This window comes from Flavobacterium sp. GSP6, from assembly GCF_003984855.1.
Classification (GTDB): Bacteria; Bacteroidota; Bacteroidia; order Flavobacteriales; family Flavobacteriaceae; genus Flavobacterium.
This window is the reverse complement of the sequence record NZ_RYDO01000001.1, coordinates 302,684-325,374: the sequence shown is the minus strand read 5'-3', so window position 1 is coordinate 325,374 and position 22,691 is coordinate 302,684. Positions and strand designations below refer to the sequence as shown.

Sequence of the window (22,691 nt, the reverse complement as noted above, 5' to 3'; positions counted from 1 at the left end):
GATTTTATAGGTCAATTACTTTTTTCTGCGCACTGCTTTGGATTGCCGATTCAATAATTCGCATAACCTGAACACCCTCTTGTGCCGTAACCGGTTCTATAGATTCATTTGTAATCGAATGATATACGCCGTCAAAAAAGTCATAATAATTCCCTTGAAGCGTGGGTGTGATTTCCTGAACCGTTTTGCCTTTTATTTCCGTGTGTAACAACCCTCTTTTTTCAACTGATTCCGTTCCCCAAACATCCAGATTGGGTTTCATTCCTAATTTTAATTCGTCTTCCTGTACATCGCCACGCGGTTTCAGGAATGACCCTTTTTTTCCATGAATAATATAAGCGGGAATCGCTTCCCGGACAAAAAAACCCGCTTTTAATCGGACACGAAAGTTAGAATAATACAGTAAAATATCGATATAATCATCAACCAAAGAATGTTCCCGTGTGATGCGGATGTCAGCAAAAACAGATTGTGGCAATCCAAATAAGCACAAGGCCTGATCGATTAAATGTGGCCCTAAATCCTTGAGAATTCCAGCACCGGAATTGGCGGTTTCTTTGTGTTGTTTTGGACTCAAAAGCGGATTGTACCGATCAAAATGGATTTCGGCTTCTATAAGATCTCCCAAAACTTTCTCTGAAATGATTTTCTGGACGGTCTTGAAATCACTGTCCCATCGTCTGTTTTGAAAAACGGCCAGTTTCAATCCATTTTCTTTAGCGATAGCAGCTAATTCCTGCGCTTGGGCAACCGTTGTGGTAAATGCTTTCTCGACAATGGCGTGTTTCCCGGCCAACAGCACTTTTTTAGCATATTCGTAATGTGTCTCTACAGGGGTATTGACTACCACCAGATCAAGATCATCCTCTAATAGCTCTTCCATCGTGGCATAACTTTTCACCGAAGGATAATCTTGATGAATCAATTTTTTACTTCGTTCCCAAGAACCAAGCAGCTCAAATCCGGGATGAAATTCTAAAAAAGGAGCATGAAATACTTTTCCGGACATTCCGTAGGAAAGCAAAGCTGTTTTTATTTTTTGCATGGTATTATTTTATATAACATTGATTTATACTTTTTAAAAACAAAACTCAAGTAAGTCGAAAGTTTAAACGTCATAAAGTCAAAAGGAACACTATTGCAAACAGTAGTTTAAAATCAATCTGTTGCGTCATTTTGTCTAATTTTAAAACACGACATTATACAGTGGCTGTTACTTATATGACTTAAGTAGCAAGAAAGATATATTGTCGCAATTATTAAAAAGATTTTTTGCCACAGATTGTAAGGATTAAAAAGATTTTTAAAATTACATAACGAATTAATCTGTGCTAATCTGTGAAATCTGTGGCAAAGAAATTTAGTGCTTTATTAAAATACGACATTAAATTTTAGTCATTACTTATATGTTTCAAAATTTTACTTTTTTGCTCTTTCGTATTGTTTTGGCCATTCGATCTCCGCCTTTAAGTCATGGGCAAATGTCAATCCTAAATTTGGATTTCTCAGGGACTCTCTGGCAAATAACACTAAATCCGCTTTACCTGAAGCAACAATCTCCTCGGCTTGGGCGGCATTAGTGATTAAACCTACGGCGCCAGTCCGGATTCCGGTTTCTTTTTTTATGCTTTCTGCAAAAGGGACTTGGTAATTTGGTCCCAACGGAATTTGTTGGTGCGAAACTAATCCTCCCGAAGAAACATCAATCAAGTCCACTCCTTTTTCTTTTAGTATTTTCGAAAGTTGTACAGATTCCTCAGAATCCCACCCGCCTTCTGCCCAGTCTGTTGCTGAGATTCTAACGAATAAAGGCAAGTTTTCCGGCCACTCAGCTTGAACTGCTACAACGACTTCGAGTGTCAATCGGATTCGGTTTTCGAAACTTCCACCGTATTCATCGGTTCTAAAATTAGACAAAGGCGAAAGAAACTGATGCAACAAATACCCGTGTGCGGCATGGATTTCCATCACTTGAAAACCTGCTTGAAGCGCTCTTTTTGTGGCTGATTTAAAGTCGGAAACTACTTTTTGAATTCCTGTTTGGTCTAATGCAATTGGTATTGCTTCATTGTCATGATAGGCTACAGCACTTGGCGCTACTGGACCCCAACCGTCTTGTATTTTAGCTACTTTTCTACCTCCGTTCCATGGTGATGCGGCGCTGGCTTTTCTTCCGGCATGTGCCAATTGGATTCCGGGAATTGAATTCTGACTGATGATAAATTGATTAATTTGCTGCATTTTTTCGATTTGTTCGTCTTTCCAAAGTCCCAAATCGCCCGGAGAAATCCTGCCTTCTGGAGAAACCGAAGTCGCTTCCTGAATGATTAATCCTGCGCCTCCGCTGGCGCGACTTCCCAGATGCACAAGATGCCAATCATTAGCAAAGCCATCATGAGCAGAATATTGGCACATAGGAGAAATTGCAATTCTATTTTTAAGCGTAATGCTTTTTATTTGGAGTGGAGAAAATAATTGAGATGACATAGTAGTAATTTAAGTATGTAATTAAAATAAAGACAAAGGGAATTTCCTTTTAAAAAAAGTAAAGTTACGGGACAGCAGCGAAACGAGGGACTGAATTTTCATTAATTAACAAACATTTAAAACGGTATGGAACAATTATTGCGAATTAAACAAATAGAAAACCTTACTTTTGTGAGTTGTAAAATTAAATTAATAAGAGGATTAGATTGCTTCGTTCCTCGCAATGACAAATAAATGGACATAGTTATCAAGCTTTCTCAATTTTTATTGAGCTTATCATTACTGATTATACTTCACGAATTAGGACATTTCATTCCTGCTAAACTGTTTAAAACCAGAGTCGAAAAATTCTACTTATTTTTTGATGTTAAATATTCCCTTATCAAAAAGAAAATTGGCGAAACTGAATACGGTATCGGGTGGTTGCCTCTTGGCGGTTATGTGAAAATTTCCGGAATGATTGATGAAAGCATGGACAAGGAACAAATGGCCTTGCCTCCGCAACCCTGGGAATTTCGCTCTAAACCGGCTTGGCAACGTTTGATTATTATGTTGGGAGGCGTTACCGTAAATTTTATTTTGGCTTTCATTATATATATCGGAATGGCATTTGCTTATGGCGATATTTTCATAGCAAATGCGGATTTGAAAGATGGAATTTGGGTAACAAATCCAGCTATTGAAAAAGCAGGAATACAAACAGGCGATAAAATACTCTCTATAAATGGAAAGAAAATGGAACGTTATGATGATATCTCTAAAAATTTATTCTTAGCTAAAGAAGTTACAGTTGAAAGAAATAATGAAACTAAAATAATTGAGTTTCCTATAAATATTATCAATCAAATAAGTAATTCTGGCGTTAAACGTACATTAGTAGAAATGAGGATTCCATTTATCGTTAGTGAGATTGAAAAGAGTTCTCCTAATTTTAAAACTATAAAATCTGCAGATATTATAACCCACTTTAATGGCAGCCCTATAAAATATGCTGATCAAGCAATATCACAATTTAAAAACTTTAGTGGGAAAACGGTTCCCGTAACTTTAAAACGAGATGGTAAAATCATTCAGACAACAGTAATATTTAATAACAAATCAAAATTAGGAATAGCTTACGCTTCAAGATTACCTTATTCTAATATTGAAAAATTGAATCTTTATAAAGTTAATCGTGAGAAATATAGTTTTGCAGAATCAATTCCAATTGGGATTAATATTGGTTTTAATGGATTAGTTGATTATGGGAATCAGCTTATAACGATATTTAATCCTAAAACTGAAGCCTATAAAGAAGTTGGGGGGTTTGCTGCTATTTTTAACATCTTTCCTAATACCTGGAGCTGGCAAGTGTTCTGGAATATCACTGCATTGTTATCCATAATGCTAGGTGTAATGAACTTATTGCCTATTCCGGCACTTGATGGAGGTCACGTTATGTTTTTATTATATGAAATCATCAGTGGTAAAAAACCAAGTGACAAATTCCTAGAGAATGCGCAAATGGTTGGTTTCGTATTACTTATAACACTGTTATTATTTGCTAACGGAAACGACATTTACAAGGCAATTGTAGGGAAGTAAAAAAAATTAAAAAAAATTTTATTTTTGCTTGCAGAAATCAAATTAAGCCCTATATTTGCACCGCTTTACAAGTGAAATAAACTTCATTAATAAGCACACAAAAACGTTCATTTTTTACCAGAATAAAAATATACAGTTTCCTTCTTAGCTCAGTTGGTTAGAGCATCTGACTGTTAATCAGAGGGTCCTTGGTTCGAGCCCAAGAGAGGGAGCTTTTTAAAAAGACTTTACAGCAATGTAAGGTCTTTTTTGTTTTAAAGCGGTAGTGAAAGCGAGACTTCATGGTGGTTTATTAAAAATGGAGATTTTGTTATTTGACAAGTTTGCCAAGTTTTTTTAGGAAAAAAGGTTCCCATAGAGGTTCCCATCTAAAATCTCGAGGTTCCCATTTTAAAATTCCGAATTGTTATGCCAATTGTTTAACTCAAAATCAATTGGAAACATGCACCAAGAAAAAACTACAATTCTATTTGTAATCAGTCCGACCAAAATCAATCAAAAGGGATTATGCCCTCTTAATTGTAGAATCACCCTCAATAAGGAACGCAAACAATTCACTACTGGACTTTTTGTAAATCCACTTAACTGGGAAAATAAACTTCAAAAAGTCAACTCACGCGATTCTAACTCCAAAATCATTAATGCTCAAATTGAGCAAATTCAAATCAAGATAAATAACATTGCCTTGATATTCCAACTTCAAGATGAAAATTGTACTCTTGATAACATCTATAATAAATACATAGGTGTTGAAATCAAAAAGAAGGAATTTGTCCTTTCCTACTATAAACAGTATCTAGCCAAAATCAAAAAACTCGTAGGATTAGAAATCAAAGACAACACCTATAACAAATTCGTTTACGTTGGAAATCATCTGGAAGCATTCCTGAAATGGAAATTTAAAAAAACAGATTTTCCTTTAGAAGAATTGAGTCTACAGTTTTTAGATGATTTTGATTACTATTTAAAGACAGAGAAGAAACAAGAACAAATTACTATCAACAAAACCATTCAAAGGCTTAGAACCCCAATAAAACAAGCCATTTCAGAAGGTTATTTAGATAGAGATCCGTTTATACTTCACAAGTCCAAAACAGTCCGTAAAACCGTTATCTTCCTTACTACAAAGGAACTCAAAACCCTTGAAGAAGCAGTATTACAACAAAAGAGATTAAGCACCATTCAAGACTTATTTATTTTTTGTTGCTACACAGGACTAGCCTATAATGAAATGGCAAATCTTGAGAAGCAGAACATCCAAATAGGGTTTGATAACATTAACTGGATTCAGATGAAGAGAGAGAAAACACAGCGTCAAATCTCAATTCCAATTCTACCAAAGGCTCAAGAAATTATTGAGAAATACTCAACTGATAGTAACCGCATATTCCCATCAATAAGCAATCAAAAATTCAATTCGTATCTCAAGGAAATTTCAGCTATAACTGGAATTGAAAAAAGATTGACGCACCACATTGCAAGAAAAACATTTGCTTCTACAGTTTTACTGTACAATGATGTTCCAATGGAAATTGTATCAGAACTACTTGGTCATTCTAACATGGTTATTACACAGGAAAGTTACGGGAAGGTAGTGCAGAAGGAAGTTAGTGAGGCAATGGCTAATCTAAAAGATAAATTGAAATAGTATAAAATGAGTCTAACGTATTTAATGCGTTTTAGGCTCATTTTTCATTTAAAATATTTATTCCTTCAAAAATTTCATTTACATCTATACCCAAAGCAAAACAGAATCTCAATAGTAAATCAACAGTCATTCTTTGTTCATTTCTAAATACTCTTCTTACGGTAGTTTCTGAACATAGTGCAGCTCTGGCAAACTCAGATTTATTGCCATTGAATTTTACAAGGAACTCTTTGTATATCCTTTTGACTAATTCAAGTTCTATCTGTTCTAGATGCTTCTGCATTGAGCAAAGAAAACAAACGGTTAAATCAAAAATCTCTTCACCTATCGACTTATAAGTCGAAAATTAAATTAGATTTGTGGATTGATATAAAATCCATGAGTGATGTAATACACTAATCTAAAAGAATTGCGGTTTATTTTAAAGAATGAGGAAGCCCGTAATGGAATGATTTGAAAACCAATTACTTTGCTAACAAATCACTAAAAGTGGGTATTGTGACAGCTATATTTATATTTAGTACCGGAAAACAATTACATCTTCAGAATGAATTAAGGTTTTAATCAAAAACCAGAAAATAAGACGATCTCAATGGAAAAAATTAAGGCTCAATTGATTTTATCATGCATCAATAACGATCCAGAATCATTTTTACCTTTTCTAATGTCAGCGGAGGTAGAGACAGAAGCGCCTAATAAAAAGGATTTTTATCAATTTTTTAAAGGAATGCTTAATCATGCTCATGAAAGTTCAGAAGGAGAACTTACATTGAAAATAGAACCGCAAACATGGGGCACAGATAAAGAAGTCCATAATTACAACTTTTATGACACTGCCCACAAACACCCTCCGCTTTCAATCGAAGTCAAAGAAAACAACAAGCTAATCTGTTTAGGCGTAATGCCCTTTTAAAATTTTAAACCACATCAAAATGAAAAACACAATCTTATTTTTCCTGATAATAACTCTAACATGCTGCAAACAAAATGAAAATGAAAAAAAAACCCTAGCCTCCTTTGTAGATTATTATGATGAAATTACTGAAATAACTTTAAAGAGCAAATCTACCCCAAAGAAGAATCAAATACTTTTTATGAATTATCATTTAAATATGACAGAAGCTGAATTTGATAGCGTTACAAAAAAAAACATTAAAGAGGGGATAATGAAAATCTACAAAGACAACCTTTACCTAAATTTAGAAAAAGGCTGTAAGTTTAAAATTACTCATGTAGTAGAAAACAATCAATTAAAAATAATGCACCTTCAATATGTATTGGAATTCAATAAAAATTCCAATTTGTACAATCCTAAGTATTATTATGAAGTCTATTACAAAATTCTACAAGGAAGATATGGAAGCCCAATTTGTGAATATGAAGATAAAGAAGAACAGTTTAATAGTGTAAAGGATCATGGAGCAACTTGGATAAAAGACGGAATAGTAATTGAATTGACTGAATCTAATAATCTTTACAAGTTAGTTCATTCAGGTCAAGTTAGTGTCCCTTGTAATGTACTTTGTGACCATTCTAATGAGTTCATTCAAACAACGATTCATTACCAAGAACTTTCAGATCAACAAAAAAGAATCAAAGACGGTAAACTCGCAGATAAAAGAGAGAACGTGAGACAAAAAAAAGAGGCAACGAGACGAAATATTGAACGCATGGAACTTGAAAAGGAAAAGTTAAAAAAAGATAGTATTTATAATAGCAATTTTTAAAAATTTAATTTTTTTTTAAGTCACACACTTACTAAACCACACTTCACCCCCTACTCATTTTATAATTTGGGATATGCCCGTCAATGTTTAATCTTAAAATTATAAAAACTATGGTTACAATTGTAGATTACAAAAAATATCAAAGAGAGAATGGAGAAAGCTTCTTTGCTCTTGAAGTACAAGGAGGAATTGAATCTGTTAAAAGTAAAGAAACTGGAAAGACTTACTTTACAGCGCGAACAACTAAAGTACCGTGTACGTTTAACGAACCAACCTGTAAGGCACTACTAGGAACTCAAATGCCCGGAACTATAAAAAAGGTAACAGTAGACCCTTATGAATTTACCATTCGGGAAACGGGCGAAATCATCAAAATGTCGCACCGATACGAATACCTTTCAGAAGAAGAAAGCATCATTGAAAACAATGTGCTAAAGAATGAACTGGTGTACTAAAAACACTATCGCAATAAATTAATTAAGGAACTCTCAAAAGGAGTTCCTTTTTTTTTATAACAATAATTTATTATGTCGAATAACGACCAATAACAACATCAAATAACATCAGTATGAAATTACAAAAAGCACAAAGAAACCAAGTGAAATTAAGACTGGGTTTAAGCGGAGCAAGTGGCTTTGGTAAATCTTATTCAGCCTTACTATTAGCTTACGGAATCACTAACGATTGGACTAAAATAGCCATAATCGATACAGAAAACAACAGTGCCAGTCTCTACTCTCATTTAGGAGATTTTAACGTATTGTCGTTGAATGAGCCATACGCTCCAGAGCGTTATATTCAAGCCATTGAGGTTTGTGAAAAAGAAGAAATCGAAGTAGTTATAATTGACAGCATTACACACGAATGGTCTGGCAAAGGTGGATGCTTGGAACTACATGAACAACTTGGAGGAAGATTCCAAGATTGGGCTAAAATAACTCCGCGTCATCAAGCCTTTATCGATAAAATTCTTAATTCAAACTGCCACGTAATTACTACTGTACGACGCAAAACGGATTACAGTCTTGATAAAGACGGCAACGGTAAGACTAAAGTAATGAAGCTAGGTACGAAGGAAATAACAAGAGACGGCTTCGAATATGAGCTGACAGTCAATTTTGAGCTTATAAATGACAATCATCTTGTTACCGCTTCTAAAGATAGAACTGGTTTATTTTCTGGGAAACCTGAATTCGTAATTAATTCATCCACCGGAAAGAAACTTATTGAATGGTGTAATCTGGGGATTTCAGTTGAAATAGCGATGTCTGAAATCAATGCTTGTGAGAATCTTGAGGGATTGAAGCATGTGTATTCAAAATATCCTTCGCTTCAAAAGCAGATTCACAATGCCATTATGAATAGAAAAAACCAGATAGAAAACATCGCTAGTCACCTAGTCGACGAAAAAGAAATTGTAAAACCATTAATTGAAGAGAACCATGGAATTAGTACTTAATAGTAGCATCAACGAGCATCTAGTAGATGAGAACGAGATAATAAACAAACCATCAAGTAGTTTTATTGAAGCCAATACTGAAATAGTGAGCTTAGACCATTTGGAAAAAGATTGCATCATTCCTGTATTCTCAAAGGATAACGAGTCAACAATCAGTCATTTCCAGTTTGTAGATAAATGCCAACAAATAATTCAAAAATTACTGCCTGGGGTACTTCAGAAAACACCTGATATTAGAGTTAGCCACGTTGTAAAAGGAAGAATTCCTTCAGCAATTGGGAAACCTGCCAAAGACCTTGAAGAACACGAAAAAACCATTTATTACGAACGATGCGCCTTCATTATAGATTTACCCTCGACAAAGCAAATTGTTAACGGAAATGAGCTTACATTGAGCATTGGCGGAGTGCGAGCCTATAATCAGGAGAACCTTTATTCCAAAAAATCAATGGAGAAATTTAAAGTCTTTATTGGTTTCAAAAATAAGGTGTGTACCAACCTGTGCATCAGTACTGATGGCTTTTCCAATGAAATAAGGATATCTTCCATTTATGAACTAGAAGACAAAATGATTGAACTTTTCTCTAATTACAAGAGAGATAATCATCTAAGAATGATGGAGCGAATGATTGAACACAAGTTGTCTGAAACGCAATTTGCACACTTAATTGGAAAATTCAGAATGTTTACGCACTTAGACAAGCACACACAGAAGTCAATCTTCCCAATTTCATTGAATGACAGTCAGATAAACAACATTGTGAAAGACTATTACCAGTGTCCAAACTTCTCAAGAAGTCCCGATGGTTCGATAAGTTTCTGGAATCTGTACAACTTATTTACGGAAGCAAACAAATCCTCTTACATCGATAATAACCTAGAACGTAATGTCAACGCATACGAACTAATCAATGACCTAGGTAAATCTATCCAAGACAACATTCCCAATTGGTTCCTACATTATTAATCATAGCTCTTTTGTTAGGTAAGGAACACTTTACGGGAGGTAGAGAAAGAAGAAATTATGGAAGACCATGAATTAGCAGATGTGCTACAATACAGCTCGCCTAAAGAGCTTTATGTAATTACTTACTACAATGTGCTTAAATTACTTTTTTGCCCTTTCAAGGTCGAGGTATTATCCAATGTAGGACTGCTAAGGAAAGGGCAATTAGTTTGGGTTAGTCAGGTTAAAGTGACAACAGAATTAAAAACAATTTTTATAATAAACGGCAATGCTTACCATTACCACTCTTTTGAAATCCTTATTGAAGAATTTACAGAGTAGCTATTATAAAACAAGGAGTTATGCTGAATTTTGAATACCCAATCTTTTGAGACGGTTTCTCCTTTATCAAAAAACCACTGAAAAAGCTTTTTGTACAAATTGAAAACGGAGAGATTCTGTCTCTCCATTTTTTATCTCATTAAAAAACAATTAATATTGTAGGACTAAAACTTTAATGCTACAAGCACTATGCAACTTAATAAACTAATCGAGGATCTTAAGGAATTTAAAAAAACTGATTGGTTAGAAAAAGGATTTCGTGACTTATTTAGTAAAATAAATGAATTTGAGATTTGTACTGCTAACGATAAATTTGATCAGTTCACTTACAATGCTCCTGTTGTAATAGATGAAGAAGTGGTTGATAATGAAGTTTTAGTAACTTTTGAAAGTTTTAAATTGCAAAAGTTCAAAGCGAAAATAAAAACAATCCACAATGAGTTTGAAATCCTATCTAAGATAGAAAAAAATTATTACTGTGAATCGCTGATATCAGTACTTAAACTAATATCTAACAACTTCAGTAAGGATTCTGAATTCAAGGATTACTATACAGAATTAAAATTGGCAATTGAAGAATTATCTATTGAATATTCAACGCACCTAAACAAGACCACTAAGAACAATTCATTCAAATACATTACCGGTAGAGATAATAATAGTTTTACTAAAATACAGCTTCTCTACAAAGTTTTAATGGAGAATGATTTAATTGAAAAAGAAACAACACTCAATGATTTCGAACTTGTTTTTAAAAACGAAACCATTAAAAAATTAATTCGTTGGACCGGTAGCACAAGTGAACTCAAATATTTTATAAAAATAATCAATACTCCTGATTATGGTTTTGAAGATAACGGAGATGAAAAATGGCGAGTTGCTGTAAATTGCTTCATCAAAGTTAAAAAAAGGTCAATTGAAAAAGTTGATTTCAAAAACTTAAGGACTTACAAAATCACTCCAGCAACAATTACTAAATTAGATTCTTTAATCGTAAAATCCTTTCGGAAATAAATCTAAAAAACATTGTTTTCAAAGCCTAAAAACCCTTTTTAGCAAATTTTATACTACTTGTATACTACGCATTTAAAAGTATTTAAAAATATTGTTTTTCATATATTACATAGTACTTATAGTTATCTGCTTAAAACTATACTGCTCTTATACTACGTTGATATTTTTCAGCCTTTATTCTTTCAATCTTTGCATCAGCCTACCGAAATAACAGTAGGTTTAAAAAATTAATTAAATGAAAGAAGAAGAAGAAAAAGAAGAAGAACAACAAGGACAAGACGAAAAAGTGTTTTGGACAGAAAACGGAGCTCCAAAAATTTTACATGTGGGATTATTAAACTTCCTCGAATCTAATGGTTATGTTAAGGTTGAAATTGGAGAAAACAATTATGTATTCGCTAAAATGACGAACAATAGGTTAAGTCAAGTTACAGAAGGACAAATGGCAAATGACGTTAAGAACTACCTGATAAAAAACAATAAACCAGAAGTTTTAGAAGTGTTTGTTAAGGGGGTTGGAGGTTATATTACAACTAAAAAATTAGATATGCTTACCTCGATTGAAAACATAAATGATCGAGACCCGAGAATGAGTTCAAGATTTTATTTTAATAATTGCTATTGCGAAGTAGATAAAAATGCAATTACCTCCTATGATTATTCAACCCTCCAAAATCCAATTTGGGAAAAGAGAATCATACAGAAATCATTCACGAATCCTTCAGGAAAAGGTCAGTTTGAGATATTCTGTGAACATATCACAGGACAAAACTCAGAAAGGTTATTAGCATTAAGAACTATTTTAGGATACTTATTACATAGAAACAAGGAAGTAGGAGAACCTATGGCAATTATTCTCTACGATGTGGGAATGGGGCAAAACAACCAAGCGCATGGAGGTACGGGTAAAACACTTTTGTCAATGGCATTGAAACAATGTAGAGAAGTAGAGATTTTTGATGCAAAGGAAATAAAAGAAGGTAGTTGGTTTAAGAATCAACGAATTGAGTTAACAACAGACGTTCTGGTTTTTGATGATTTGAAAAAGCACTACAGTTTTGAAGGATTCTTTCCAATGATTACTTCTGGGCTTGAAGTTGAACGCAAACGGGAAAAAGCATTTTACATCGACTTCAACAATTCTCCAAAATTATTAATTACTTCAAATTACTATGTTTCTGGGCCCGGCGGTTCTTCTGATGAAAGACGCAGATTTGAGTTTGAAATAAACAACCATTATAATCAAGACTTTACCCCAGAAAGAGAATTTGGAAATCGATTTTTTGGTTCGCAATGGAACGAAAATGAATGGAATAAATTTTATCATTTTATGATGGGTTGTTGCCAGTCATACCTTCAACATGGGTTGTATAAAGTGCCCCACATTAATTTATCTCAAAATAGATTCTTAGATGGATTAAATGACAAATTTGTAGCTTACGCCGACGCACATGTTCAAAATGACACTTCAATAGATAAGAGAGAATTTGAAAGTGGTTTCAAACATTTTTATCCTGAGATGAAAGAAACAACTCCGCATCAAATTGCCAAATGGTTAAAAATATATGCCGCAAAAAAAGGAGCGACTTTTTCAACAGAATCTTCAGGCGGGAAGTATACTTTTATTTTAACCTCTAATTCAGTTCAAAATGCAGCATAATATAATCTACAAAGTGGTAAACACAATTACGGACGAGGTATACATAGGTGCGACCACTAAAAGTATTGAAGAGAGGAAAGCAGACCACCTACAAAAATCTCGAAAAAAAGTTGACAGTTGTTTTCAAGAAGGAATCGCCACGTATGGAGCAGATGCGTTCACATGGACTCAAATCGACAGCGCAAACTCTTCTAATGAGCTAGCTGAAAAAGAAAAAAAATACATTTTACAGTATGATAGCAAAGAGAATGGTTATAATTCAGATTCTGGTGGGGGATTCAATAAGCTTGTCTACCAGTTTGATTTAGAAGGTAATTTAATAGCTTCTTTCGATGGTTTAAAAGAAATTCAATTAACACTAGGGCATGACAAACGGAGGGTGTCCAACGCTTGTTTAACAGCTACCGTTTGGAAAGGGCACTTTTGGTCTTATTCCCAAAACAATACCTTTAAACCTGCTACGGATAATAGGAAAAAAGAAGTCACTCAATTTACTTTAGATGGTGAAATCTTAGCCCATTACAATTCTGTTGCAGATGCATCAAGAGAAACTGGAATATCCAAAACCTGTATTTCACGTTGTTGTCGTAATGAACGAGAACAAAGTGGTGGTTTTATCTGGAATTACTCATAAATATTGAATTCAAAGACAGTGTAACAGCTGTCTTTTTTCATTTTAAACCAAATCTGTATAATGAATTTGGCGATACTAGACTCCTTGGTCGCAAAACCGTTATTCTTTCCCTACCCTCTCAATAATTTATCCTTACAACCAAATTTTCAATATCAATAGTATTATTCGTGACGCTATCAGTAAGATAATGGAATGTATGGCTTAGAAATCAATAAAAATCCCATTCTTATACGGGTTTCCTCAATAGTCCTAATTAATTTTTCAATACTTTAGCGGATAAAATAATAGAGCCTTATAGAATGTCAGAAGACCAGAAAAAACAGTTAGAACAACAACTTTGGAATATTGCCAATACCCTTCGTGGGAAAATGAATGCAGATGAATTCAGGGATTACATATTAGGATTTATTTTCTTTAAGTATCTCGCTGAGAAAATGGAGCTTTACGCCAATTCTATTCTGGAACAAGACGGATTAAAATTCAGAACTATTGACGATACCACTCCCGAAGGAAAGGAGTACATAGAAGCCATTAGAGAAGAATCATTAGACAAATTAGGCTACTTCCTGAAACCCAATGAACTCTTTAGCGAAATTGCCAAACGTGGAAATAGCGATGTGGAAGGCGTAAGCAGTTTTATTATAGAAGACCTCCAAAAAATTCTGATTAATATCCAACAAAGTACGATGGGTACGGAGAGTGAAGATGATTTTGACAATCTCTTTGAGGATATGGATTTGAACAGTACCAAACTCGGAAAAACTCCTGAAGCGAGAAATGACATTATCTCAAAAGTACTTTTTCATTTAGACCAAATTGACTTTAAACTCGAAAACACAGAACTCGATGTGTTAGGTGATGCCTATGAATACCTCATTGGACAGTTTGCCAGTGGAGCAGGTAAAAAAGCAGGTGAATTCTATACGCCACAAGAAGTCAGTAAAATATTAGCTAAGATTGTAACCACGGGAAAAAGCAAACTAAAATCTGTTTATGATCCTACCTGTGGTTCTGGTTCATTGTTATTACGAGTTGCTAAAGAAGTAAGTGAAGTGTCTAACTTTTACGGGCAGGAAATGAACCGTACCACCTATAACTTGGCGCGAATGAACATGATTTTGCACGATGTACATTACCGTAAATTCGACATTAAGCAGGAAGACACTCTGGAACACCCGCAACATTTAGACAAACAATTTGAAGCTATTGTGGCTAACCCTCCTTTCTCTGCTAATTGGAGCGCAAATCCTTTGTTTACGAGTGATGACCGCTTTAGCCAGTACGGTAAGTTAGCACCAAGCAGTAAAGCTGACTTTGCTTTTGTACAACACATGATTCATCATTTGGCTGAAAACGGAACTATGGCATTAGTCTTGCCACATGGAGCTTTGTTTCGTGGTGGAGCAGAACAACACATTCGTAAATACTTGATTGAAGACCGCAATTATCTGGATGCCGTGATTGGGTTGCCTGCTAATATTTTTTATGGCACAAGCATTCCTACGTGTATTATGGTGTATAAAAAATGCCGTGAAAACCCAGAAGATGTTTTGTTTATAGATGCCAGCCAACATTTTGACAAGGTAAAAACCCAAAACGTATTGCGCGAGGAACATATTGACAAAATCATTGAAACCTACCGCAATCGTAACGAGGAAGATAAATACAGCAAGCGTGCTACATTGGCAGAAATTGCCATAAACGATTACAACCTGAACATTCCACGTTATGTAGATACATTTGAAGCGGAAGACAGCATTGACATTGACGCTATTGCGAATGATATAAAAGCATTGGACACAAAAATTGCCGATACCGATAAAATCCTTGCTGATTTCTGTGCACAATTGAATATTGCAACTCCTTTTTAATTATGGAAAAGCTAAAGAACATACCCACTCTGCGTTTTCCTGAGTTTAAAGGTGAATGGAAATCGAAGAAATTAGGGGAAGTAGCAAAAATCGGAAGAGGTAAATCAAAACACAGACCTAGAAATGCAGGATTTCTATACGGAGGAATTTATCCTTTTCTTCAAACTGGAGACATTAGGAATGCTGGCTTATATCTTAGCGACTATACCCAAACTTATTCCGAAGCAGGTCTAAAGCAAAGTAAATTATGGCCAGAAGAGACGCTTTGTATTACTATTGCTGCTAATATTGCTGAAACCTCCATTCTTAAAATCAAAGCCTGTTTTCCTGATAGCATAATAGGTTTAATTCCTAAAGAAAATGAAACTACCGTTTTGTTTGTTAAAAATCTGTTTGATAAATTTAAAATACAAATCCAGAATTTATCTCAAGGTGCAGCTCAGGATAATTTAAACCAAGAAAAATTAACAAACATTGAATTTCAATTTCCCAACATAACTGAACAACAAAAAATCGCAACATTCCTTACGACAGTAGATGAAAAACTACAAGCTTTAAAGCAAAAGAAAAGCCTTTTAGAGCAATACAAAAAAGGCGTGATGCAAAAGATCTTTTCGCAAGAACTACGATTTAAAGACGATAATGGGAATGCGTTTGCGGATTGGGAGGAGAAGAAGTTGGGAGAATGTTTAGATTATTTACAACCCACTAAATATTTGGTTTCAAGTACAGAATACGACAATTCATTTTCCACACCTGTGTTAACCGCAGGTAAGACATTCATTTTAGGATATACGAATGAGACAAATGGAATCTTTGAAAACAATTTGCCAGTAATAATATTTGATGATTTTACAACCGCAACACAATTTGTTGATTTTCCGTTTAAAGCAAAATCTTCAGCAATGAAAATATTAGTTGCTTGCGAGGGTATTGACATTAAATTCATTTACGAAGCAATGCAAATTATGAATTATGAAATTGGAGGACATGAAAGACATTGGATTTCTAAATTCGCGCCAATAGATATTCTAATTCCTTGCTTAGAAGAACAAACCAAAATCGCTACTTTTCTATCTACCATTGATGAGAAAATCAATGAGTGTCAGGCACAGATAACGAATACGGAGGTTTGGAAAAAAGGATTATTACAGGGAATGTTTGTGTGATTACAAAATAATTCACTTATTTAGTGAATAATAATAACTAATTGTTGTACATTTGTACCACGAAAAACCAAAATATGGTAATCGAATTTGACAAAGAGTATTTAGCCGAACTCTACACTGAAGGAAAATCTAAAAACAAGAAATATAGATTTCAACCCACAGTGATAAAGCAATATAAGCGAGCCATAGACAAATTAAAAACTGCCAATCGTGTAGAAGACTTGTTTCCTTTTATAAGCTTGAATTATGAAAAATTAAGTGGTACAAAAAAGGGTCTGGAATCAATCAGAGTCAATGACCAGTACCGTATTGAATTTAGAACATCCGTAGAAGGTGAAGAACCCAACACTATTACCATCTGTTCCATAATCGAATTAAGCAACCACTACAAGTAAAAACTATTATGAAAACTATACTCCAACCTATTCCATTTGAAGCCACACATCCAGGCGAAGTATTGAAAGACGAATTGGATGCTCGAAAAATCATCCAAAAAGATTTTGCTGTTGAGATTGGCATGCACAAAACAATGCTAAATGAAATCATCAAAGGGAAAAGACCCGTTACGGCTGATTTAGCCATACTACTGGAACGAACATTAGGCATTTCAGCAGAGTATTGGTTGCGTTTTCAATCACAATACGAGTTGGATTTGGCTAGAATAAAAGAAAAAAACATTCAGAAAGTAGTAAATATTGATATCTGGAAAATCATAAAAGAATATGTCCCTGTAAATTATTTTAGAAAATTAGGCTACTTAGCTGATGAATTAACTACTGATATTGCCAAGATAAAAGAAGTGTATAACATCAATAATGTAGATGATTTAGTAGGCTTATCGGCAAAACAGAAATTTTCTCTTTTCAGAAAATCAGACAAATTAAAAATCAGCGAAAAAAATGTTTTGGCATGGAATGTTGTAGCAAAGTATAAAGCTGCTAAACAAGAGGTTAATGCATTTAATCCTGAAAAACTACCAGATTTAATTCAGGAGCTTCAGACTATTTTTTTCCAAAATAAAGATGCGGTAACCCAAGTCGCAACTAAACTGAATCAATATGGGATTAAATTCATCTTGGTTCCAAAATTAGAACAAACACCTATTGATGGTTATACCTTTTGGTCAGGTGATAATCCTACCATCGCATTAACATTAAGACACAACAGAATCGACAATTTTGCTTTTACAATTATGCACGAAATCGGGCATATTGATTTGCATTTAAAAGGAAATAAAGAGCAAGAATTTTTTGATTTATCCTCAAAAAATTCGCACTTGGAATACATTGAAAAAGAAGCAGATGAATATGCCAAAGACCATTTAATACCCCAATCAGTGTGGTCAATAATTAATAACCAATCTGATTTCTCAGACGCTAAAGTTTTGAAATTTTCTAAAGAAAATAAGATAAATCCAGCTATTATTCGTGGAAGAATAAGTCATGAAAACAAACAGTATGCTATTACTACAAGCATCGATAAAAAATTGTGGTAGCAAATTAAGTATGGCAAAACAACCCGAACAAATTCTGGAAGAACAATTAGTAGCCCAATTACAAAATATGGGCTATGGTTTAGTGACCATTGTTGACGAAAAAGACCTGCTTACCAATCTAAAAGCACAACTAGAGAAGCATAACAAGAAAGAGTTTACTGCCAAAGAGTTTGACCGCGTGCTTAATATTTTAAACAAAGGATCTGTTTTTGAAAAAGCAAAAACACTACGGGAAAGACAACACATCCTGAAAGATAATGGCGAAGATTTATACTTTGAATTTATCAATACAGAGCATTGGTGTCAAAACCAATTTCAGGTTACACACCAAATATCCATCGATGGTGTTTACAAAAACAGATACGATGTAACGTTACTTATCAATGGATTGCCATTGGTACAAATAGAACTCAAACGCCGTGGACTGGAACTTAAAGAAGCATTCAACCAAATCAATCGCTACCAACGCCATTCTTTTGGAGCCAATTCAGCCTTATTCCAGTACGTTCAGATTTTTGTAATCAGCAATGGTGTAAACACAAAATACTACGCTAACAATAGAAACCAGTCGTTCAAGCAAACCTTCTACTGGACGGATGTAGCCAACAATCGCCTGACTAATATATTGAATGGTTTTACCACTGACTTTTTAGATCCGTGCCATATCTCTAAAATGATATGCAAATACATTGTGTTGAGTGAAGCCTACAAAATACTAATGGTGCTTCGTCCCTACCAATACTATGCTGTAGAAGCTTTGGTTGAAACGGTAAAGAATACCAATAAAAATGCCTATATCTGGCATACTACTGGTTCAGGAAAAACCTTGACTTCATTTAAAGCCAGTCAGATTTTAATGAATTTACCACAAGTCAAAAAAGTAGTTTTTGTGGTAGACAGAAAAGATTTGGATTACCAAACTACCAAAGAGTTTAATAGTTTCAGCAAAGGAAGCATCGACGGAACAGACAATACAAAAGCATTGGTAAATCAGTTCTCGGATGATACTAAACTCATTGTGACCACCATCCAAAAACTAAATACCGCCATTAGTAAAAAGCAGTATTTGAGCAAAATGGATAAACTGAAAGACGAACGCATTGTATTCATTTTTGATGAATGCCATCGTTCCCAGTTCGGGGAAACACATACTCGTATAAAATCTTTTTTTAATAATATTCAATTATTTGGCTTTACCGGTACACCCATTTTTGCTGATAATGCGGTAAAGAATGAATTAGGGAAGCGCACCACCAAAGAGTTATTTGGCGAATGTTTGCATAAATATGTGATTACAGATGCCATTAAAGACGAGAACGTTTTAAAGTTCTCCGTGGAATATGTGGGTCGTTACAAACAAAAAGACGACAGCAAGACTAACATAGACATTGAAGTAGAAGACATTGACACTAAAGAATTAATGGAATCTCCTTTGCGTTTGAACAAAATTGCTGATTACATCATTGACAATCACAATCGTAAAACCCACAGCAGGGAGTTTACCGCCATGTTTTGTGTGAGTAGCGTGGAAACCCTGATTAAATATTATGAAATCCTTCAAACCAAAAAAGAAGAAGGAAAACACAATTTAAAAATTGCAACTATTTACAGTTATGCTACCAATGAAGATGATAAAGACGCTAATGGTTTCATCCCTGAAGAATTAGATATAGCAGCAGAACCAACTGAAAAGTACGGTTTAAACTCGCATTCCAGAGAAAAGCTAGATGCGTTTATTGTGGATTATAATACTATGTTTGGCACTAAATTCTCTACTAAAGACAGCGTTTTATTTTACAATTACTACAATGATATTTCTAAAAACGTAAAAAACAAAAAGATTGATATTCTCTTAGTGGTCAATATGTTTTTAACTGGTTTTGATAGTCCAAACCTGAATACGATGTATGTGGATAAGAACTTAAAACATCACGGATTGATTCAAGCCTATTCCAGAACAAATAGAATCCTGAATGAACAGAAATCACAGGGAAACATTATAGTGTTCCGTAACCTCAAAAAAGCAACTGATGATGCTATCGCACTCTTTTCTAATAAAGATGCAATAGACGTGATTATAATGCAACCTTACGAGGATTACGTGCAACAATTTGGTGAAGCAGTCACTGAACTATTAAAAATTGTTCCAACAGTAAACAGCGTAAATGATTTACAAAGTGAAAAGGAGGAATTAGAATTCATCAAAGCGTTCCGGGAACTAATGCGTATCAAAAATGTACTGACTACTTTTTCAGATTTCAATGGTGAAGATTTGGATATGGATGAGCAACTTTTTGAAGATTACAAAAGCAAGTATCTCGATTTATACGATAAAGTCAAAAATGACCATAGCAAAGAAAAAGTTTCCATACTGGAAGACGTAGATTTTGAATTGGAATTAATACACCGTGACGAAATCAACGTTACTTATATTCTAAAACTATTGGCAAGCTTGAAAAATGCCGACCCAAAAGAGAAATCTAAGAAGCAAAAAGAAATCATTGATTTACTGACAGGAGAAGCAAACCTGAGAAGCAAACGCGAACTGATAGAACGTTTCATACTAGAAAATCTTCCTGCAATAGAAGACACAGAAGACCTACCAGACCAATTTGAAAAATACTGGAATGAAGAACAGATAAAAGCCTTCAAACTACTGGTACAGGAAGAAAACTTATCAGAAGAAAAAACGGAACAGCTAATAGAAAATTACCTCTTTGCCGAACGTGAACCTTTAAGAGATGAACTCTTGGACTTAATAGAAGGTGAAAAACCTAAAGTATTGGAACGTAAGAAAACAGGTGACAGGATTTTGAGTAAGATTATTGGATTTGTAGAAACTTTTGTGAATGGGTTTGCGAAGGTGGGATAAGCAGATATAGATAATTATCTATATTAGAAATAAGAGCAAAGACTATGTTGAGAAAGACACATAACTCATTATTTATAAGTAATTTACTATCAATATAAGGTGTAATTGAGAAAATAGCAGGACTTTATGTTAATAACTAAGTTTCCATAGTATTGTAAAATCATATAATTTTGCTAAAAAATAAACCTATAAGTTGATTTAATGAAAATAGTTCCTATATTTGTCCAAGAAAATAAGCGCGAAGGATTATTTTCTATTCACTTAAAAGGTGAGCTTGAAGATGAAGTAACCAAGTGTATTGAACAATGGTTATTGAATCCTCAATATTTATACGATTTTTTCACTTTACATCAAGACGATTTAAATAGTGGTTATTATGGAAAAACAATCAGCATACAACAAGCAATCAATTACACCCGGAAAGAAGCCGAATATTTATTTGACCAACTCGAAAGTTTGGCAATTTCAGGAACAAATATCGGCGGTGACAACCTGTCGATAGTATTCCAACCTTTACGCAACCTAGACTACACGCAAAGAGAACTTCAGCAAGTCAAAGCCAAAACACGAATTCAAAAAAAATGGTTGCGCATGTATGCAATTAAAATTGGACCAAACACATTTATTGTTACTGGCGGAGCAATAAAATTAGTTGGGACAATGGACGAAAGAACTCATTTACTCAAAGAAAAACAAAAATTAGACGACATTAAATATTATCTGAAAGAAGAAGGAATTCTAAATCAAGATGATTTTGAAGTGTATGAAATTTAACATATGGAACTAAACGAAAGATTAGACAAGTTTGAAAAATTAGTAAGCGACAAGCCTTCTAATTTTCTTTCAAAGTTGGCCTACTATAAAGCCAACAAAAAATGGATAGATCAATCTTCAAAAGTTGCGATTAATGTTCTAGAAGCATTAAACCAAAAAGGATTATCTCAAAAAGACCTAGCCAAAAAAATGAATGTTTCGGCACAACAGGTGAACAAAATTATCAAGGGCAAACAAAATTTAACCTTTGAGACTGTTGGTAAACTTGAAACTGCTTTAGAAATTTCATTAATGGAAATTATTGATTATAAACCCGTAACAGAAATTAAAACTAATTCAACTCAAATTAAACCAGTTGAAAAAACACTAACTAATGAATTAGTTAAAAACGTTCTTGAAAATTTCCGTTTTCCAGATAATTTTAAACAAAAAGAAGGTGCTCAAATGGACGTTGTTTACAATAAACTTACTCAAACAATCAATTACCCAAAAGCAGGATAATGGCAGAAAATAATGTTAATATCAATTTTAATTTACTTAAAATAAAAACAGATCAGTTTGCATTGTTTGAAGAAAATCATGTCGAAAACGGCAAGATAAATCTAAATACAAGCATGTCATTTGGTTTGAATTTAGAGGACAAAGCGTTTTCAATTAGTATAAAATTTACTTTTGAAATAAAGAAAAAGCCATTTATGACAACACAGGTAAGCTGTTTTTTTCAGATAGAAAATACTACTTGGGAAAGTCTAAAAGTAAATGACAAAATAATCCTCCCTAAAGGTTTTGTCGCTCACATGGCAATGATAACTGTAGGTACATCGAGAGGAATTTTACATTCAAAAACAGAAGGAACTATCTTCAACAAATATATTCTACCAACTTTAAACGTTGCGGAAATGGTTCCTGAAGATGTAATTTTCGATTAAAATAAAAAAATATAGCAATCATTAAATTAATAAAAAAGGCATCCAATTCGGAAACATAAAAAAGTAAAAGAACGTGAAGT

The 22,691-nt window shown here is 33.9% G+C and carries 22 protein-coding genes and 1 tRNA gene; 20 read left to right on the top strand and 3 right to left on the bottom strand.

The window, feature by feature from the left end; genetic code table 11:
• Positions 1–4: 4 nt before the first annotated feature.
• Positions 5–1,045, bottom strand: a complete 1,041-nt coding sequence (locus EKM03_RS01460) for a Gfo/Idh/MocA family oxidoreductase (protein ID WP_126554052.1) — start codon at positions 1,043–1,045, stop codon at positions 5–7.
• Between the two features lie 374 nt (positions 1,046–1,419).
• Positions 1,420–2,487, bottom strand: coding sequence for an NADH:flavin oxidoreductase/NADH oxidase (locus tag EKM03_RS01455; protein ID WP_126739758.1), 1,068 nt, complete (start codon positions 2,485–2,487; stop codon positions 1,420–1,422).
• A gap of 234 nt (positions 2,488–2,721) precedes the next feature.
• On the opposite strand from EKM03_RS01455, the gene rseP reads away from it, so the two are divergent.
• The 3 genes from rseP to EKM03_RS01440 all read left to right on the top strand — a co-directional run bounded on the left by rseP (position 2,722) and on the right by EKM03_RS01440 (position 5,719).
• On the top strand, positions 2,722–4,071 hold the full coding sequence (gene rseP, locus EKM03_RS01450) for an RIP metalloprotease RseP (protein ID WP_126457651.1): 1,350 nt from the start codon (positions 2,722–2,724) through the stop codon (positions 4,069–4,071).
• 138 nt (positions 4,072–4,209) lie between these two features.
• Positions 4,210–4,283, top strand: a tRNA-Asn gene (locus EKM03_RS01445).
• A gap of 230 nt (positions 4,284–4,513) precedes the next feature.
• Positions 4,514–5,719: a site-specific integrase gene (locus EKM03_RS01440; RefSeq protein ID WP_126739757.1), complete on the top strand. Its 1,206-nt coding sequence runs from the start codon at positions 4,514–4,516 to the stop codon at positions 5,717–5,719.
• A 37-nt stretch (positions 5,720–5,756) separates the two neighbouring features.
• On the opposite strand, the gene EKM03_RS01435 is transcribed toward EKM03_RS01440, so the two are convergent.
• Complete coding sequence (locus tag EKM03_RS01435) at positions 5,757–6,002, bottom strand: helix-turn-helix transcriptional regulator (RefSeq protein ID WP_126739756.1); 246 nt, start codon at positions 6,000–6,002, stop codon at positions 5,757–5,759.
• A 309-nt stretch (positions 6,003–6,311) separates the two neighbouring features.
• On the opposite strand from EKM03_RS01435, the gene EKM03_RS01430 reads away from it, so the two are divergent.
• The 17 genes from EKM03_RS01430 to EKM03_RS01350 all read left to right on the top strand — a co-directional run bounded on the left by EKM03_RS01430 (position 6,312) and on the right by EKM03_RS01350 (position 22,611).
• Complete coding sequence (locus EKM03_RS01430) at positions 6,312–6,632, top strand: hypothetical protein (protein ID WP_126739755.1); 321 nt, start codon at positions 6,312–6,314, stop codon at positions 6,630–6,632.
• 19 nt (positions 6,633–6,651) lie between these two features.
• Complete coding sequence (locus EKM03_RS01425) at positions 6,652–7,446, top strand: hypothetical protein (protein ID WP_126739754.1); 795 nt, start codon at positions 6,652–6,654, stop codon at positions 7,444–7,446.
• A gap of 110 nt (positions 7,447–7,556) precedes the next feature.
• Positions 7,557–7,901: a hypothetical protein gene (locus EKM03_RS01420; protein WP_233584043.1), complete on the top strand. Its 345-nt coding sequence runs from the start codon at positions 7,557–7,559 to the stop codon at positions 7,899–7,901.
• Between the two features lie 143 nt (positions 7,902–8,044).
• On the top strand, positions 8,045–8,905 hold the full coding sequence (locus EKM03_RS01415) for an AAA family ATPase (RefSeq protein ID WP_233584042.1): 861 nt from the start codon (positions 8,045–8,047) through the stop codon (positions 8,903–8,905).
• Positions 8,889–9,872 carry a DUF3871 family protein gene (locus EKM03_RS01410; RefSeq protein ID WP_126739752.1) on the top strand — a complete coding sequence of 328 codons (984 nt, stop codon included), beginning with the start codon at positions 8,889–8,891 and terminating at the stop codon, positions 9,870–9,872. The genes EKM03_RS01415 and EKM03_RS01410 overlap by 17 nt, the downstream gene beginning before the upstream one ends.
• 57 nt (positions 9,873–9,929) lie before the next feature.
• Positions 9,930–10,193: a hypothetical protein gene (locus EKM03_RS01405; RefSeq protein WP_199741546.1), complete on the top strand. Its 264-nt coding sequence runs from the start codon at positions 9,930–9,932 to the stop codon at positions 10,191–10,193.
• A gap of 189 nt (positions 10,194–10,382) precedes the next feature.
• A complete protein-coding gene (locus EKM03_RS01400; protein ID WP_126739751.1) occupies positions 10,383–11,207 on the top strand; it encodes a hypothetical protein in 825 nt (274 codons plus the stop codon).
• 235 nt (positions 11,208–11,442) lie between these two features.
• A complete protein-coding gene (locus tag EKM03_RS01395) occupies positions 11,443–12,867 on the top strand; it encodes a primase-helicase family protein (RefSeq protein WP_126739750.1) in 1,425 nt (474 codons plus the stop codon).
• A complete protein-coding gene (locus tag EKM03_RS01390; RefSeq protein ID WP_126739749.1) occupies positions 12,857–13,501 on the top strand; it encodes an NUMOD1 domain-containing DNA-binding protein in 645 nt (214 codons plus the stop codon). The genes EKM03_RS01395 and EKM03_RS01390 overlap by 11 nt, the downstream gene beginning before the upstream one ends.
• A gap of 299 nt (positions 13,502–13,800) precedes the next feature.
• On the top strand, positions 13,801–15,372 hold the full coding sequence (locus EKM03_RS01385) for a type I restriction-modification system subunit M (RefSeq protein ID WP_126739748.1): 1,572 nt from the start codon (positions 13,801–13,803) through the stop codon (positions 15,370–15,372).
• Between the two features lie 2 nt (positions 15,373–15,374).
• On the top strand, positions 15,375–16,541 hold the full coding sequence (locus EKM03_RS01380) for a restriction endonuclease subunit S (protein WP_126739747.1): 1,167 nt from the start codon (positions 15,375–15,377) through the stop codon (positions 16,539–16,541).
• A gap of 74 nt (positions 16,542–16,615) precedes the next feature.
• Complete coding sequence (locus EKM03_RS01375) at positions 16,616–16,936, top strand: type II toxin-antitoxin system RelE/ParE family toxin (RefSeq protein ID WP_073209474.1); 321 nt, start codon at positions 16,616–16,618, stop codon at positions 16,934–16,936.
• 8 nt (positions 16,937–16,944) lie between these two features.
• Positions 16,945–18,036, top strand: a complete 1,092-nt coding sequence (locus tag EKM03_RS01370; RefSeq protein WP_126739746.1) for a HigA family addiction module antitoxin — start codon at positions 16,945–16,947, stop codon at positions 18,034–18,036.
• Between the two features lie 10 nt (positions 18,037–18,046).
• A complete protein-coding gene (locus EKM03_RS01365; protein WP_126739797.1) occupies positions 18,047–20,908 on the top strand; it encodes a type I restriction endonuclease subunit R in 2,862 nt (953 codons plus the stop codon).
• Positions 20,909–21,109: 201 nt separating this feature from the next.
• Entirely contained in the window at positions 21,110–21,682 is a 573-nt protein-coding gene (locus EKM03_RS01360) for a hypothetical protein (RefSeq protein ID WP_126739745.1), read from the top strand.
• Positions 21,683–21,685: 3 nt separating this feature from the next.
• On the top strand, positions 21,686–22,183 hold the full coding sequence (locus tag EKM03_RS01355) for a helix-turn-helix transcriptional regulator (RefSeq protein ID WP_126739744.1): 498 nt from the start codon (positions 21,686–21,688) through the stop codon (positions 22,181–22,183).
• A complete protein-coding gene (locus tag EKM03_RS01350) occupies positions 22,183–22,611 on the top strand; it encodes a hypothetical protein (RefSeq protein ID WP_126739743.1) in 429 nt (142 codons plus the stop codon). Before EKM03_RS01355 ends, EKM03_RS01350 begins: the two co-directional genes overlap by 1 nt.
• Positions 22,612–22,691: the final 80 nt, after the last annotated feature.

Bases quoted from the DNA above. Each gene is read 5' to 3' on its own strand.
- EKM03_RS01430 (WP_126739755.1), top strand. From the start codon at position 6,312: ATGGAAAAAATTAAGGCTCAATTGATTTTATCATGCATCAATAACGAT.
- EKM03_RS01385 (WP_126739748.1), top strand. From the start codon at position 13,801: ATGTCAGAAGACCAGAAAAAACAGTTAGAACAACAACTTTGGAATATT.
- EKM03_RS01405 (WP_199741546.1), top strand. From the start codon at position 9,930: ATGGAAGACCATGAATTAGCAGATGTGCTACAATACAGCTCGCCTAAA.
- EKM03_RS01360 (WP_126739745.1), top strand. From the start codon at position 21,110: ATGAAAATAGTTCCTATATTTGTCCAAGAAAATAAGCGCGAAGGATTA.
- EKM03_RS01395 (WP_126739750.1), top strand. From the start codon at position 11,443: ATGAAAGAAGAAGAAGAAAAAGAAGAAGAACAACAAGGACAAGACGAA.
- EKM03_RS01455 (WP_126739758.1), bottom strand. From the start codon at position 2,487: ATGTCATCTCAATTATTTTCTCCACTCCAAATAAAAAGCATTACGCTT.
- EKM03_RS01460 (WP_126554052.1), bottom strand. From the start codon at position 1,045: ATGCAAAAAATAAAAACAGCTTTGCTTTCCTACGGAATGTCCGGAAAA.
- EKM03_RS01370 (WP_126739746.1), top strand. From the start codon at position 16,945: ATGAAAACTATACTCCAACCTATTCCATTTGAAGCCACACATCCAGGC.
- EKM03_RS01410 (WP_126739752.1), top strand. From the start codon at position 8,889: ATGGAATTAGTACTTAATAGTAGCATCAACGAGCATCTAGTAGATGAG.
- EKM03_RS01380 (WP_126739747.1), top strand. From the start codon at position 15,375: ATGGAAAAGCTAAAGAACATACCCACTCTGCGTTTTCCTGAGTTTAAA.
- EKM03_RS01355 (WP_126739744.1), top strand. From the start codon at position 21,686: ATGGAACTAAACGAAAGATTAGACAAGTTTGAAAAATTAGTAAGCGAC.
- EKM03_RS01400 (WP_126739751.1), top strand. From the start codon at position 10,383: ATGCAACTTAATAAACTAATCGAGGATCTTAAGGAATTTAAAAAAACT.
- EKM03_RS01425 (WP_126739754.1), top strand. From the start codon at position 6,652: ATGAAAAACACAATCTTATTTTTCCTGATAATAACTCTAACATGCTGC.
- EKM03_RS01350 (WP_126739743.1), top strand. From the start codon at position 22,183: ATGGCAGAAAATAATGTTAATATCAATTTTAATTTACTTAAAATAAAA.
- EKM03_RS01375 (WP_073209474.1), top strand. From the start codon at position 16,616: ATGGTAATCGAATTTGACAAAGAGTATTTAGCCGAACTCTACACTGAA.
- EKM03_RS01365 (WP_126739797.1), top strand. From the start codon at position 18,047: ATGGCAAAACAACCCGAACAAATTCTGGAAGAACAATTAGTAGCCCAA.
- rseP (WP_126457651.1), top strand. From the start codon at position 2,722: ATGGACATAGTTATCAAGCTTTCTCAATTTTTATTGAGCTTATCATTA.
- EKM03_RS01420 (WP_233584043.1), top strand. From the start codon at position 7,557: ATGGTTACAATTGTAGATTACAAAAAATATCAAAGAGAGAATGGAGAA.
- EKM03_RS01390 (WP_126739749.1), top strand. From the start codon at position 12,857: ATGCAGCATAATATAATCTACAAAGTGGTAAACACAATTACGGACGAG.
- EKM03_RS01435 (WP_126739756.1), bottom strand. From the start codon at position 6,002: ATGCAGAAGCATCTAGAACAGATAGAACTTGAATTAGTCAAAAGGATA.
- EKM03_RS01440 (WP_126739757.1), top strand. From the start codon at position 4,514: ATGCACCAAGAAAAAACTACAATTCTATTTGTAATCAGTCCGACCAAA.